The following is a 14481-nucleotide window of genomic DNA, read 5'->3' as shown; positions in this document are numbered from 1 at the left end:
GTACTACGAAGACGAGTCTAGCTGACTGTCATGCCAGTTATCCCTAGTTGAGTGAATCGTCGCTAATATTTTGCATTGCTCCGATAACTTGGCTGCTCTAAGTAAAGCCGTTGTTAAGTTTTGAGTGGCGGGCGGGGTGTCCCCACATAGTGCCTTTGTCCGTTCGGGCGCGCATATCAATGGTGGGGATACAATGCAACTTTTTGGCCGCAGCGTTGCGACGCGGACTCGTTTTGATTCATTTCAGGCTACCCGGTCTTCTGAAAATCATCCCTTGAACCTAACAACTGCGCGTGTCGGCCCGTTGCGGGCCGGTACGGCGCTGGTGACGCTTGCTGCCGTAGCTGTTGTGCTGGGTGGTGTGTCGCCCGCACGGGCGGACCAGTATTGGGATGGCAGCAATACTTCGGGTGCGGCCGATGGCGGTGCGGGGCAGTGGGACGCAACGTCTACGAACTGGACAGACAGCAATGGCGCGGGCAGTGGTATCTGGGCCGGCGGAGGCGCTGTGTTCGGCGGCATCGGTGGAGGCGTTTCCGTTTCTGGCACGCAGAGCTTTGAGGCGCTCAAATTCACTGTGGATGACTATAGGATCACGGGCGGTCCCTTGAACTTGGTGGGTTCTGCCGCGACGATCTCCCTTGATAGTGGACGAACCGCAGAAATCGGCTCGGTACTGCAGGGGGGCGGATTATTCCTTACCGGAGGCGGCACGCTCACGCTGTCCGATGCGAACAATACCTACACTGGCGCGACGACCATCGACACCAACACCACGCTGAGGCTTATCAGGCAAAGCAAAATCGCTGCTTCGAGCGGCGTCGATGTCCGCGGGACTTTCGATGCTTCGGGTTTAGGCACGGCTGGTGTGAGCATCAAGGCTTTGACTGGAACTGGTTCAGTCGTTCTTGGCGGCACGTCTTTATCCATTACAGCCGCCAGTGGCACGTTTTCCGGTGTGATCTCTGGAAGCGCTGGCATCAACATCGCGGGTGGAACTCAGATTTTCACGGGGACTAACACCTACACCGGAAGCGCTGGCATCAACGGTGGTGCGACTTTGCAGTTGGGTTCTGGTGGCACTACCGGGATGGTTGCCGGCTCAATTAATAACCACGGTACCTTGATCTTCAACCGTTCCGACGACATCACTTATACGGGCGTCATCAACAGCGCTGGCGCGTTCCGGCAAGTCGGCGGCGGCAAGCTGACCCTTACAGGAGGGGGCCAAAACAGTGGCAGCGGTTCGGCCAGCGTGTTGATCTCAAATAACAGTACGCTGCAATTTGGCAATGGCGGGGTGAGCAGTTGGCTCGGTGGCGCCGCTGGGTCGATAACCATCGACGCCGGTAGCAAGCTGATTTCCAACATGGCCAACGTCAACTCGTACTCATGGAGCGGAAAGCTTGCCGGGGCAGGCGACTTTTTCAAGCAGGGATCGAACACCATCATTCTGAGGGGCGACAGTTCCGCATTCGCTGGCGAGACGTTTGTCAACGCCGGCACGCTCAATGTGGGCTACAAGGGCAGCGGTAAGTTGGCTGGGCCGATTGTGGTCGATGCGGGCGCCCGGTTTGGCGGCAGCGGCACCGTCATCGGCAACGTGACGATAGCTACGGGCGCAACACATAGCGTGGGCGATACTGCCAATCCGCTGGCTACCGGTCTCGTCCACACCCAGACGATCAACGGCAACTACGTCAATCGCGGCACTCTTGAGATCGAAGCCATGCCTGCGGGCGCCGACAAGCTGGTGGTCAATGGCGCAGTCGACATCACTGGCGCCAAGCTAAACCTGCTCATGTCGCCGCCGACCAACACAAGCTGGAACCCCACCAACGGCCCGTTCACGCTGATCCAAAATGATGGTGCGGATGCGGTCGTGGGCACTTTCGCCTCGGTCGGCAATCTTAACAACCTTCTTTTCCTCAATCACGCCATCAGCTACGCCGGTGGTGATGGCGGCAACGATGTGACGCTGACGCTGACGCGCAACGACGCCTCGCTTGGCAGCGTCGCGACAACGCCCAACCAGGCGTCTGTCGCCGGCGGTATCGACAGTCTGCCGGCGAACAATCGCGTCCGTGCCGCCTTCTCGATGTCGTCCAATGCAGCTGAAGCCCGCGACGCGCTCGACCAACTCTCGGGTGACATCCACGCTTCTGCTTCCGGCGCCTCAACGCAGACGAGTTCCTTTCTGGGCGAGTTCGCCAACGATCGAGTTCGTTCCGCCTTTGGCGATGTTGCGGCGCCAGATCTGCCAGTCATGGCCTACGGAGACGGTGGCATAGAATGGGTTGCGGCCGACAACGACCGCTTCGTTGTCTGGGGGCAGGCCCTTGGCAATTGGGGTTCGGTCGACGGCAACGGCAGCGCTGATAGCTTTGATCACTCGAGTGGCGGCCTGATAGCTGGGGGCGACACGATCGTTGGCGACGAATGGCGCCTCGGCTTGCTTGCAGGCTACAGCCGCACCAGTTTCGACACTGACGATGGGGCGTCCTCCGGCGACAGCAACAACTACCACGTTGGTGCCTATGGTGGCCGCCATTGGGGCGCCATAGGCCTGCGCGCCGGGGCCGCCTACACATGGCACGCCATCGAAACCAGCCGCAATGTGTCGTTCCCCGGGCTCAACGAAACGCTGAAGGCCGATTACGATGCGAGCACGGCGCAGGCCTTCATCGAGGCCGGCTATCGGACCGAAATGGGACGGTTTGCCTTCGAGCCGTTCGCCGGGCTCGCCTATGTCAGCACATCGACGGATGCGTTTGCCGAAACGGGTGGATCGGCTGCTCTTTCCAGTGCCGAGACAAGATTTGACAGCACCACGACAACGCTTGGCTTGCGTGCTGCGACCGATGTCAGCTTTGGTGGCACGGCCGCCACGGTACGCGGTGGCCTGGGGTGGCGCCACGCCTTCGGCGATGTCAGTCCAAGCAGCATCGTTGCCTTTGCTGGCGGCGACAGTTTCACCGTCTACGGTGCGCCAATCGCCCGCGACGCGCTCCTGGTCGAGGCCGGGCTCGATGTTGCGATTTCGTCCAAGGCAAGCCTGGGGCTCAACTATTTTGGCCAGATCGCCAGCAGCGCGCGCGACCACGGCGTCAAGGCGAACTTCGCCGTCAAGTTCTGATGCTTCTGCCGGCAGCGTCTTCTGTGGCGTTGCCGGCATCCGGTTGACGCAGGCAGGTATTTTGAAGATTGTCCGTGACAAATTCCGGTAACTCGCGAGCAATCCGATGACCATCTCGTCTGCCCATACCTATCGTACCGTTCCGCTGCCGGACTATAAGGAAAAGCCGGTGGAGGAGATGCGGGCCGGAGCTCAGTCTTTCTATGACGAGATCAGGACCCGCCACACAGTGCGCGATTTTTCGACGCGGCCGGTGCCGCGCGACATCATCGAAACCTGCATCATGGCTGCCGGTACCGCGCCCAACGGCGCCAACCACCAGCCCTGGCACTTCGCCGTCATCGGCGACGCCGACATCAAGCGCCGGATCCGCGAGGCTGCGGAAATCGAGGAACGTGCCTTCTACGAGGGGCGGGCCGGAGAAGAATGGCTCAAGGCGCTGGCGCCGCTCGGCACCGATGCCTCCAAACCGTTCCTGGAAGAGGCGCCGTGGCTGATCTGCGTCTTCGGTGAACGCAAAAGCCGCTCGGCCGACGGTGTGACGCGCAAGAACTACTACGTTCCGGAATCGGTCAGCATCGCCACCGGCTTCCTGATCGCCGCACTGCATCGCGCGGGCCTTGCCACGCTCACGCACACGCCCAATCCGATGAGCTTCCTCAACGAGATCTGCGGCCGCGACCCGCACGACAAGCCCTACATCCTGATGGTCGTGGGCTACCCCAAGGAAGGCGCCACTATCCCGGTTCACGCCACCGAGAAGCGTCCGCTGTCGGAGATAGCGACATTCCTTTAAGGGCTACTTGCCCGCGCTCTCAGCGAAGGGATTGACGATCCGCAACCGGCCTTCGATCGTCCTGCCGTGCTGCATGTCCTCCAACCACAGCACGGCGCAGTTGGCGCGCAAGGCGGCGGCGACCACCAGTGCGTCATAGAACGGCAATCCATTCCGTTCGGCCTGCTTAAGGGCTTCCGTGTGGTCTCGGCATCCAGCGGCAGAATGCGCTGGCAAAGCTAGCGAATGATTGCGGTGGCCTCGCCAATCTCGGCACAGTTCATGGCGAGCTTGCGATGCGCGACATTGGCGAACTCGTTGAGCCCCTGGACGCTGATGCTGCAGTCCTTGGCCAACAGTTATATCATCTGGCGCAGGAACCCAGGCGCGGGCTATTCTGCGGCGCCCTTGAACGCGTCGGCGCCGGCGTCGAACTGCAGCTTGGCCAGGCGCGCATAGATGCCGCCCTTGGCGACCAGGCTTTGATGGGTGCCTTCCTCGACGATAGCGCCGCCATCCATGACCAGGATGCGGTCGGCCTTGAGAACGGTCGCCAGTCGGTGTGCGATCACGATCGTGGTGCGGCCCTGCATGAGGTGTTCGAGCGCGATCTGAACCTGCCTCTCGCTGTCGGCGTCGAGCGCCGATGTCGCCTCGTCGAGCAGAAGGATGGGCGCGTCGCGCAAGATGGCGCGCGCGATGGCGATGCGCTGGCGCTGGCCGCCTGACAGAGTTACTCCGCGTTCGCCGACTTCCGTCTCATAGCCGTTCTGCAGCTTTTCGATGAACTCGTCGGCCAAGGCCGCCTCGGCGGCCTTCACGACAGCAGCCTGCGTTGCGCCGGGACGGCCGAAGCCGATATTCTCGGCTGCCGTGCTGGCAAACACTGTCACATCTTGGGGCACGATGGCGATTCGGTCGCGCACCGCTTGCGGGTCGGCCTTCTGGAGGTCGACGCCGTCGATCAGAACCGACCCCGCCTCGGGGTCGTAGAAGCGCAGCAGCAGCGAGAAGACGGTGCTCTTGCCCGCGCCTGACGGTCCGACGATGGCCACGGTCTCACCCGGCTTCACGATGAAGCTCAGCCCATGCACAGCGGCGCGGTCGGGCCGCACCGGGTACGAGAAAATCACGTCGCGAAACTCGATCGCACCGGTGCTCCTGGCAGGCAGGGCGACCGGCGAGGCGGGTGCGGCGACGGTCGGCTTTTCCGCCAGGATCTCGGTGATGCGCTCGGCGGCACCGGCAGCCGAACTCAGTTCGCCCCAGACCTCCGACAGGCTGCCCAGGGCGCCGGCGGCAAACACTGAATAGAGCAGGAACTGGCCAAGCGTGCCTGGCGACAATGTGCCTTCGAGCACGTCGCGCGAGCCGAACCATAGCACGGCCACGACGGAAGCGAAAATGGTGAAGATGGCAAAGAAGGTCAGCACCGAGCGCGCCAGTACCGAAGAGCGGGCGGCGGCAAAGGCTGTCTCGACGGCAGCGGAAAACTTGGCAGTCACCAGCCTTTCGTTGGTGAAGGCCTGGAGCGTGCGGATGGCGCCTATCTGCTCGCTGGCAAAGGCTGTGGCATCTGCCAGAGTGTCCTGCGCTGCGCGTGACTTGCGCCGAACCGAACGCCCAAAGGCGACCAAGGGCACCACGATCAGCGGGATGGCGGCAATCACCAGGCCCGACAGCTTGGGGCTCGTCACCACCATCATGGTGAGCGCGCCCAGGCACAATATCAGGTTGCGCAGCGCGACCGATGCTGTTGCCCCGACAGCCGACTTGATCTGGGTGGTATCGGCGGTGAGCCGCGAGACGATCTCACCGGACATCGCCGTGTCGAAAAAGGCCGGCGACAGCGAGGTTACGTGGCCGAACACATCCTGTCGGATGTCGGAGACGACGCGCTCGCCCAGCGTGATGACAAAATAATAGCGGCAGGCCGAGGCCAGTGCCAACAAGGCAGCGATCGCCACCAGCATGGCGAAGTATTTGGCGATGAAGTTCGAATCGGCGCCAGAAAAACCATGGTCGATCATGCGGCGCACGGCGATCGGCAGCGTCAGCGTGGTGACGGCGGCCGCCACCAGCGATATCAGCGCGCCGACTACAAGCCTGGGGTAGCGGTAGAGATAAGGCGAGAGCCGGTTCAGCGGGCGCAGCGAACGCCGGCGCTCTTCGTTAGCGGCCGTTGTGGTGTTCGCCATGGTATTTCCCTCTTGGCCGCGGTCCATTTGCCGGCGTGCGGCCTTGTGATTCGAAATCGGCTGATGTATAGGCACGCCGACCGTTTCTGAAGCTGTGGTTTATCTAGCCGTGGCTTCGAATTTTCGAAAGAGGCGCATCGCCGCAGGATACCTGCGCAAGCCGCGCCGCGACAGCAGGAACAAAGCGATGAAAGCCGATATCCATCCCGACTACCACACCATCAAGATCGTCATGACCAATGGCACCGAATACATGACCCGCTCCACCTGGGGCAAGGAAGGCGATACGATGAACCTCGATATCGACCCGACCACGCACCCGGCCTGGACCGGTGGCCAGCACAACCTGCTCGACCGCGGTGGCCGTCTGTCGAAGTTCAAGAAGCGCTACGAAGGCCTCGGCATCTAAGCCAGCCCGTTTCGCGACTATCAAGAACCCGCCCTTGTGGCGGGTTTTTTGTTGACCGGAGTTAGATGGTCGATCGCCACCAGTGACGCTTTGCGCTGCCCCTCACCCTTACCCTCTCCCCGTAAGAACGGGGGCGAGAGGGCGTCAGCGTTGCGGCCGTTTGGTTGTTGCCTGCGTTGCGGCCAGCCTCCTTCTCCCCGTCCTTGCGGCGCAAAGCGGACCGGGAAGCCTCGCCCTAGCCGCTCGCCCCGATCTCTCGCAGCGCCATCACCTTGTAGTCCGCCACCAGCGCGTCGCCCTCCGCACGGTCCACCGAAATCGCCAGCCGCATCGTCGCTTCGCCCAGCGACATGATCAGGAAGGCCTTGCGCTCGATCTCGGCCGCATCGGCAATAGGCGCGACGCGGCGCCAGGCCTCCGCCAACAGCGTGCCATTGGCGCGGCTGTCTCGGAGGTCGATGTCGCGCAAAGCCTTGTCGGCCTGGGTGCCGGACCAGATGTCGCGCATCACCGGCTCGGCAAGGAAGATGCCGTAATAAGTGTCGATCAACCCGCTGAAGGCGCCGACCAGCCCCTGCATGTCACGTACGTCGGCAAGGGCGTCGGCGATGCAGGCACGGCCTTCGGCGTTGTAGCGCTCGGCCAACGTGCGGATGATCGCCCCCTTGTCGGGAAAATACTGGTAGAGCGAGCCGATCGATACGCCGGCGCGTTCGGCCACTTCACCCATCCGCATTGCGTCGCTTCCGCCTTCCGAGATCAGCGCGCTTGCCGCCTCGAGCATGCGCTCGACACGTTGCTGGCTGCGCTTTTGGGTCGGCGCACGGCGCAGCGCTTTGTTTTCTTCCAGCACTTCCATGGCGTCCAGCCCAAACGATTCCGCTTGACGGTCATAATATGAGGGGTTATCACATTTGCAAATGTGAGTAATGCTCATGTTTGTGAAGGAGGCCATAGTGACAGTCCCCGAACAGCCCATGAAGCCCATTCTGATGCTTGGCGGAACCGGCAAGACCGGTCGTCGCATCGCCAGCCAGCTCGCGGCACGCGCAATCCCGGTCCGTATCGGTTCGCGCGGCAACACGCCGTCCTTTGACTGGAACGACCGCGCCACTTGGGCGTCGGCACTCGCTGGCGTGAGCGCCGCCTATATCTCCTACAATCCCGATTTGGCGGCGCCGGGTGCTTCGGAGGCTGTCGGTGCATTCGCCGATCTGGCGGTTGCCATGGGCGTGAAGCGCCTGATCCTGCTGTCAGGACGCGGTGAGCCAGAGGCGCAGCGCGCGGAAGACATGCTCAAGCGTTCCGGCGCCGACTGGACGATCCTGCGCTGCAGCTGGTTCATGCAGAATTTCAGCGAGAGCTTCATGCTCGACGCGGTGCTGTCCGGCCAGGTGGCGTTGCCGGTTGGGGCGGTGGGCGAGCCGTTCGTCGATGCCGACGACATTGCCGATGTGGCGGTCGCGGCCTTCATCGACGATCGCCATATCGGCCAACTTTACGAACTCACCGGCCCGCGTCTGCTGACCTTTGCCGAGGCGATCAAGGAAATCGCCGAGGCCAGCGGCCGCGACATCCGGTTTGTCCGACTGACGCCGGAGGAGTTTTCGGCAAGCCTTGCCGAACAACAGCTGCCCGAAGATCTCATCGCCCTGTTGAAGATGCTGTTCACGGAGGTATTGGACGGCCGCAACGAGCATCTGTCCGACGGTGTCAGTGACGCGCTCCATCGGCCGGCCCGGGACTTCACCGACTATGCCAGGGCGGTCGCCACATCAGGCGTGTGGGGAGGTGCGCAATGATCGCGCCGCTGTTCACCGCGCTTGTCTTCGTCGCAGCCATTGGCGGCGGCGTCACCGCAGGCCTGTTCTTCATCTTTTCGAACACCATCATGGCGTCTTTTGCCCGGCTGCCCGCCGCCCAGGGCATCGCCGCCATGCAGCAGATCAACGTCACCATCATCAACCCGCTGTTCATGGCGGCGTTCATGGGCATGGCTGTCCTGTCGCTGGTGCTTGCAGCCAAAGCCCTCTTCGGCTGGAGCGAGGCGGGCGCTGCATGGCTGCTCGCCGGCAGCGCCGCCTATCTCGTTGGCTGCTTTTTGGTGACGGTCGTCTTCAACGTACCGCTCAACGACGCGCTCGCCGCCGTCGATCCGGCAAGTGCTGAAGGGGCGGCGGTCTGGGCCACCTATCTGCGCGACTGGCTGCCGTGGAACCACGTCCGCACTGTCGCCTGCCTGGTGTCGCTGGCCTCGTTCGTCATGGCCTTTGCCCGCGCGGCCTGATGCATCGGTCCGAAGATCGGGTTCGACCTTCGGGAAGCATGATGCGAAAGCAAGAAACGAAAAGGCCGAGCATGCCCGGCCTTTTTTGCCTCAAGCCTGGCGCTTCCAGCGCGCCACGGCGTGTTCGATCAGCCGGCCGACGAGATCGGGGTACGATACGCCAGAGGCAGCCATGGTCTTCGGATACATGCTGATATTGGTGAAGCCGGGGATGGTGTTGACCTCGTTGACCAGCGCCGAGCCGTCCGCCTTCACGAAGAAGTCGACGCGCGCCATGCTTTCGCAGCCGAGCGCCAGGAAGGCGCTGCGGGCAACCTCCTGCAGCTTCGCCATGGCCGCTTCCGGCAGTTCCGCCGGGATGCGCAGGGCCGCGCCGTCTGCATCGATGTACTTGGCTTCGTAGGTGTAGAAGCCGTGGCTCGCTGCCGGCGCGATCTCGCCCGGCACGGAGACGGAGAGCTGTCCGTCGGGGGCCTCGAGCACGGCGAATTCGACCTCGCGGCCGGCAACGAATTCCTCGATCAGCACCTTGCGGTCATATTTGAAGGCCTCGGCCAGCGCCTTGTTAAGCTGCTCTGCCGTTTCCGCCTTGCTGACGCCTACGGATGAGCCTTGCCGCGCCGGCTTGACGAAGACAGGCAGCCCCAACTCGGCCTTGACCGCATCGAAAGCGGGCCGGTCGCCGAAATGCATGGTCATGCCGCGTGCCACCGGCACCCCGGCTTGCTTCATGAGCCGCTTGGCCACGTCCTTGTCCATGGCGTTGGCCGAGCCGAGAACACCGGAGCCGACATAAGGAATGTCGGCAACTTCGGCCAGACCCTGAACCGCTCCGTCCTCGCCGAACGGGCCATGCAGCACCGGAAACAGCACGTCGATCCTGGGCAGTTCGAACGGCGCTTCGCCCTTGGGCAATGCGATCATCCGTCCCTTGCCGCCGGGCACCAGCGCCACCTCGGTGCCACCTACGGGTACGGCCTTGGGCAGCGCGCCATCGCGGTCGAGCGCAGCCAGGAACCAGCGGCCGTCGCGGGCGACCCCGACAGGCACCACCTCGTATCTGGAGGTGTCGATCGCCTTGACGACGTTGCTTGCCGACATGAGCGAGACGTCGTGCTCGGAGGAGCGTCCGCCGAAAAGAACTGCGATGCGTGGTTTGGTGGTCATGGGTGCTTTCCGCTCTGCCGTCGGGTTTGCGCCATGCCGCGGCGCGACGTCCTGCTTGCTCAGCAATTCGAACTTATCTGTGGCGCTGGTTCGGGGTTTGCGCAGCTTTCGCCGCGCTCAGCCATCGTCCTTGGACTTGTGGCCCTTGCGGTCGGAATGGCCGAGGTCGCGCTCGGGGTCGATGATGTCGCGCACCAGCTGTTTCAGCCTGGCTGCATCGGGAAAGCCTCCGTCGCGCTTGCGGTCCCAGACCAGGGTTTCGTTGCAGGTGATGGTGAACACGCCGCCCGTGCCCGGCACCAGCGTCACCTCGCCAAGCTCTGTGCCGAAGGTCGACAACAGCTCCTGCGCCATCCAGCCGGCACGAAGCAGCCACATGCACTGGGTGCAATAGGTGATGCGGATCTGGGGAAGGCTCATGAAGTTCTCAATACGCTGGTTCCGGCAATCCGGTCATAGATGGGATCGCGTTTCTTGGAAACCGAAACGATGATCCAGATGAACCAGGCGATCTCGATCACGCCGGTTATGGCGGTCGTTGCGATATAGCTTGTGCTCAGCGTTTCGGAGATATCCGCACCGTTTGCGAAAAACGGATCCCCCCACCAGAACGCTGGGACGAATGCAGGGATGAGACCGATCATCATAGCCAACTGGCGTGCAACCGCTTTCCGCAATGGGAGGCCGACAGTCGATGGCGATTGGACATCCACGGTCCGAATGTTGAGCACCTGCTTGCCAACTGTGGCGCCTCGCCAAGTCTCCATCAGAACGAGATAGGCAAAAAACACCAGCCCCCCGACCCAGCTCACATAGAAAGCGTCGACCTGGTGACCGTCCGGTCCAAGTGAATAGTTCCAGGAGAGCATGGAGGTCTTGCCGTTGCCCTGTTCGATCTTGACTACTGTCAGGGCTCGCGAAGCGTGGAGCCCAAAGAACGACTCAGTGCAATCCACACTCAATGTAAAGTCGGCGGGGGGTGATGGCTCAAGTGTTGGTGGAAGCTGGTTCACGGTCTCGCAGCTAGGGAAAGCCAATCCAAGATTGCCCTGTATTGCGCCATTGGTCTGCAGAAACAAGACTGCGATCAAAACCTGTATTGGTATCAACAGTACGGCGGCGACGATGGAGTCGATCAGCAGCGCGCCGAAGCGTCGCCAAAAACCCGCACGCACTGGTGCGCCTTCAATTACCGTCATCTGGATAGTCCCCCTCACCCAAGTCAAGGCTGGACTATCCCCCGCTGAAATGCAATTGGCGCCGGTCGAGGATTTTCGACCGGCGCCAATGATTTCAAGTGTAGTCTTTTGGACTTGCTTACGCCGCGCTGAGCTTGGCGAGCGTTGCTTCGTCGACCTCGAAGTTGGCGTAAACGTTCTGCACGTCGTCGTCGTCTTCCAGTGTGCCGACCAGCTTCATCAGCGACTGCGCGCGTTCCTCGTCGACGGGGATGTTGTTCTGCGGCTTCCAGATGATCTTCACCGACTCGGCGTCGCCGAGCGAGCTTTCGAGCGCCTTGGAGACTTCGCCGAGGTTTTCGAAGGCGCAGGTGATGGTGTGGCCGTCCTCGTCCGACTGCACGTCGTCGGCGCCGGCCTCGATTGCCGCATCCATGACCTTGTCGGCGCTGCCGGCCTTGGCTTCATAGACGATCTCGCCGACGCGGTCCCACATGAACGACACAGAGCCGGTTTCGCCCATCGCACCACCGGCCTTGGTGAAGGCGGCGCGCACGTTCGAAGCCGTACGGTTGCGGTTGTCGGTCAGTGCTTCGACGATCAGCGCGACACCACCGGGGCCATAGCCCTCGTAGCGCACTTCCTCGTAGTTTTCGGCATCGCCCATCGAGGCCTTGGAGATGGCGCGCGCGATGTTGTCCTTGGGCATCGACACGGCCTTGGCGTTCTGCACGGCAAGGCGCAGGCGCGGGTTCATCGAGGGGTCGGGCACGCCGGTCTTTGCTGCAACGGTGATTTCGCGTGCGAGCTTTGAGAACATCTTGGACCGCACCGCGTCCTGGCGGCCCTTGCGGTGCATGATGTTCTTGAACTGTGAATGGCCGGCCATGGGACCCCTGTTTGTCGCTTCGGCAGTGTTGGAATGGGCCGCCTTATAGATAAATCGGCTCAATACGTCCAGCGTTTGGAATTTCCGCAACTCGCGAAAACGTGACTCCGCGCTGCCCGAAGTGGCTGAGATAGTGCGTTGCTGCCCCGAACGCCTGAGAGCGCCATGCCCCTTCGCCTGTTCGCCGCTTTCCTTGCCGCATTGTTTTTTGGATCGCTGCCCACACGCGCGGCCGATGATCCGGTTCCCAGCAAATGCACGGCCATCGCCCAAGGGCTGCCCGAGGCCACCTATGCCAGCTTCACGCCGGCCCAGGCATTTGTCGATGGCGACGTCACCATCACCTATGCCGGCCACTCGACCTATGTCATCGAAACGCCGGGCGGGGTGCGCATCGCCACGGATTATAGCGGGCTCTACGGCTCGGACCCGCTGCCGCGCATCGTCACCATGAACAAGGCGCACCGCACCCATTACACCGACTTGCCCGACCGGGGCATCGAACATGTGCTGCGCGGCTGGAACCCCGACGGCGGGCCGGCGAAGCATGCGCTGGTGGTCGACGACGTCTATGTCCGCAACGTTCCAACCAACATCAGGCGCTTCGGCGAGATGGAGCGGGACGGCAACTCGATCTTCATCTTCGAGGTCGCGGGCCTGTGCATCGGCCATCTCGGCCATCTCCATCATCGGCTCGAGGATGCGCACTATGGCGCCATCGGCCGGCTCGACGTGGTCATGGTGCCGATCGACGGCGGCATGACGCTGTCCATCGACGCGATGACCGAAATCACCACCCGGCTATATTCGTCGATGATCCTGCCGATGCACCGGCATTCGACCCCGATCGGCGAGTTCACGTCGCTGATGGGCGATGGTTTTGCCGTCGAATTCCGGCCCAGCCGATCGCTCAAGGTGTCACTGAGGTCGCTGCCAAATCGCCCGACTATCGTCGTTCTCGACGGCGTCTGAGCACCGGAGTCAGGACGTGTGGACCAGCACGCGGTTGCGTCCCCCGGCCTTGGCTTTGTAAAGCGCCTTGTCGGCTGCCGCCAGCATCGCATCGATGGAGGTGCTGGGCTCGGTCTCGAATGCAGCGACGCCGATACTCACCGTGAATTTCAGCGGCGTGCCCGACGGCATCGAAACTTCGCCAGCGTCCACCGACATGCGGATACGTTCGGCCACGGCGGTTGCCTGCGCCAGCGCCGTTGCCGGCATCAGCACGGCGAACTCCTCGCCACCGAGGCGGCCGAACAGGTCGTCCGCACCCAGATTTTTCGACACCAATGGAAAGAATGCCTTGAGCGCGGCGTCACCGGCACCGTGGCCATGGAGGTCGTTGATGCGCTTGAAGTAGTCGAGATCGAGCATCAGGACGGCGATGTTGCCACGCGTGGGGATTAGTTCATCGAGACTGGCTTGCCCTCGCTCGAAGAAGGCGCTTCGGGAGAGTGCGCCGGTCAGGACGTCGTAATCTGCGATGTGCTGGAGCCGCGCAATCAGATTCTTGCGACCGGTATTGACGCTCGCCACCGTCAGCGGTCCGAGCGCCATCAGCGCGATACCCAGCCGCAGCGAATCGAGCGAGCGAAACAGATCCGCCTGGGTTCCCATATCAACCAGGCCAGCTGGAATGGCGAGCAGCAGCCAAATGCATGACAGCATGGTCAGCACCGAGGTGGTGAACAGGCTGTAGGTGAGGGCGGACCACAACAGGGCGGGAATAGGGAAAGCGATCGCCCCCGGGCCTCCCATCAGCACGCCTGCGGCGACCGACACGAACAGGGCAACGCACGGCGCGCTACGCCGCAAGGCGGCCACAGAGGGGACGCCGGAGAGCCGCCAGAGATGAGACAGCGCCCGAAATCCCGGAAATGTCAGTACGACCGGCAAGATCACCAGGTTGTTGACGAGTTCGGCAACCGACCAAAGCGTAAACCCGGTCCGGAAGTTGCGGTCGAACAGCAGGTTCGCAGCCCCTCCGCCTACGAGACCAGACGCGGCCGCTGCGGCAAGGCAGATGCCAAAAAGATAGAGGGCCGAAACCGAGTGCTGCAATTTGCGGTCGTCTTCGCTGACGAGCTGGAACAACAGATAGCCGGTAATGGCGCCGGTCGTGTTTGCCGCGGACAGCCACAGCGTGATGAACCAGGTGCCGCCGGTCACAAGGTCAGCCGCGACATAGCCGATGAACGCCGCGACCCATCCGGCGAGGCCGGCGTACCGAGGATTGCGCACCATGATGCCAAGCAGGATGGCGTTGGCAGGCCAGACGTTGGCAAGAAAGCCGACCGGACGCGTGAGAATTCCTAGCAGCGAGGCCGCGAATACCACAACGCCGACAATCAAAATGCCCACCACGGATCGCGTCGCATGCGACTCGACAACTTGGCTCTTTGCTTCGGTTGCAGACATGGTTCTAGATATAGCCGTTCCTAA

14 protein-coding genes are annotated in these 14481 nt (G+C 62.3%); 6 read left to right on the top strand and 8 right to left on the bottom strand.

The window, feature by feature from the left end:
* The first annotated feature begins 274 nt into the window (after nucleotides 1–274).
* Nucleotides 275–3136, top strand: coding sequence for an autotransporter domain-containing protein (locus C8K44_RS23465; protein ID WP_245417599.1), 2862 nt, complete (start codon nucleotides 275–277; stop codon nucleotides 3134–3136).
* A 106-nt stretch (nucleotides 3137–3242) separates the two neighbouring features.
* Entirely contained in the window at nucleotides 3243–3932 is a 690-nt protein-coding gene (locus C8K44_RS23460) for a nitroreductase family protein (RefSeq protein WP_109578191.1), read from the top strand.
* A gap of 3 nt (nucleotides 3933–3935) precedes the next feature.
* Here the strand turns inward: C8K44_RS23460 and C8K44_RS27590 are convergent, their stop codons facing one another.
* Entirely contained in the window at nucleotides 3936–4079 is a 144-nt protein-coding gene (locus tag C8K44_RS27590) for a hypothetical protein (RefSeq protein WP_158282783.1), read from the bottom strand.
* Nucleotides 4080–4303: 224 nt separating this feature from the next.
* Nucleotides 4304–6109 (bottom strand): ABC transporter transmembrane domain-containing protein, encoded by a 1806-nt coding sequence (locus tag C8K44_RS23455; protein WP_109578229.1) that lies wholly within the window; start codon nucleotides 6107–6109, stop codon nucleotides 4304–4306.
* A gap of 187 nt (nucleotides 6110–6296) precedes the next feature.
* On the opposite strand from C8K44_RS23455, the gene rpmE reads away from it, so the two are divergent.
* Nucleotides 6297–6518: a 50S ribosomal protein L31 gene (rpmE, locus tag C8K44_RS23450; protein ID WP_109578228.1), complete on the top strand. Its 222-nt coding sequence runs from the start codon at nucleotides 6297–6299 to the stop codon at nucleotides 6516–6518.
* Nucleotides 6519–6753: 235 nt separating this feature from the next.
* Here the strand turns inward: rpmE and C8K44_RS23445 are convergent, their stop codons facing one another.
* On the bottom strand, nucleotides 6754–7377 hold the full coding sequence (locus C8K44_RS23445) for a TetR/AcrR family transcriptional regulator (RefSeq protein ID WP_109578190.1): 624 nt from the start codon (nucleotides 7375–7377) through the stop codon (nucleotides 6754–6756).
* A 118-nt stretch (nucleotides 7378–7495) separates the two neighbouring features.
* Between C8K44_RS23445 and C8K44_RS23440 the strand changes: the two genes are divergently transcribed.
* Nucleotides 7496–8320, top strand: a complete 825-nt coding sequence (locus C8K44_RS23440) for an NAD(P)H-binding protein (protein WP_109578227.1) — start codon at nucleotides 7496–7498, stop codon at nucleotides 8318–8320.
* A complete protein-coding gene (locus C8K44_RS23435; protein ID WP_109578189.1) occupies nucleotides 8317–8805 on the top strand; it encodes an anthrone oxygenase family protein in 489 nt (162 codons plus the stop codon). The genes C8K44_RS23440 and C8K44_RS23435 overlap by 4 nt, the downstream gene beginning before the upstream one ends.
* Nucleotides 8806–8895: 90 nt before the next feature.
* On the opposite strand, the gene C8K44_RS23430 is transcribed toward C8K44_RS23435, so the two are convergent.
* From C8K44_RS23430 to C8K44_RS23415, 4 genes are all read right to left on the bottom strand, one after another.
* Complete coding sequence (locus C8K44_RS23430) at nucleotides 8896–9972, bottom strand: D-alanine--D-alanine ligase family protein (RefSeq protein ID WP_109578188.1); 1077 nt, start codon at nucleotides 9970–9972, stop codon at nucleotides 8896–8898.
* A gap of 117 nt (nucleotides 9973–10089) precedes the next feature.
* Nucleotides 10090–10392, bottom strand: a complete 303-nt coding sequence (locus C8K44_RS23425; protein ID WP_109578187.1) for a SelT/SelW/SelH family protein — start codon at nucleotides 10390–10392, stop codon at nucleotides 10090–10092.
* Nucleotides 10389–11171 (bottom strand): RDD family protein, encoded by a 783-nt coding sequence (locus C8K44_RS23420; RefSeq protein WP_109578186.1) that lies wholly within the window; start codon nucleotides 11169–11171, stop codon nucleotides 10389–10391. The genes C8K44_RS23425 and C8K44_RS23420 overlap by 4 nt, the downstream gene beginning before the upstream one ends.
* A 118-nt stretch (nucleotides 11172–11289) precedes the next feature.
* Nucleotides 11290–12039 (bottom strand): YebC/PmpR family DNA-binding transcriptional regulator, encoded by a 750-nt coding sequence (locus C8K44_RS23415; RefSeq protein ID WP_109578185.1) that lies wholly within the window; start codon nucleotides 12037–12039, stop codon nucleotides 11290–11292.
* 165 nt (nucleotides 12040–12204) lie between these two features.
* On the opposite strand from C8K44_RS23415, the gene C8K44_RS23410 reads away from it, so the two are divergent.
* The gene (locus tag C8K44_RS23410; protein WP_109578184.1) at nucleotides 12205–13011 is read left to right on the top strand and encodes an MBL fold metallo-hydrolase; all 807 of its coding nucleotides are present in this window, start codon (nucleotides 12205–12207) and stop codon (nucleotides 13009–13011) included.
* A gap of 9 nt (nucleotides 13012–13020) precedes the next feature.
* On the opposite strand, the gene C8K44_RS23405 is transcribed toward C8K44_RS23410, so the two are convergent.
* Nucleotides 13021–14400 (bottom strand): GGDEF domain-containing protein, encoded by a 1380-nt coding sequence (locus C8K44_RS23405; RefSeq protein ID WP_158282782.1) that lies wholly within the window; start codon nucleotides 14398–14400, stop codon nucleotides 13021–13023.
* Between the last annotated feature and the right edge of the window lie 81 nt (nucleotides 14401–14481).

The sequence above is a fragment of the Aminobacter sp. AP02 genome (assembly GCF_003148805.1).
Lineage (GTDB): Bacteria > Pseudomonadota > Alphaproteobacteria > Rhizobiales > Rhizobiaceae > Aminobacter.
The sequence above is the reverse complement of the archived record's forward strand: the minus strand, read 5'-3'. Positions and strand labels throughout refer to the sequence as shown.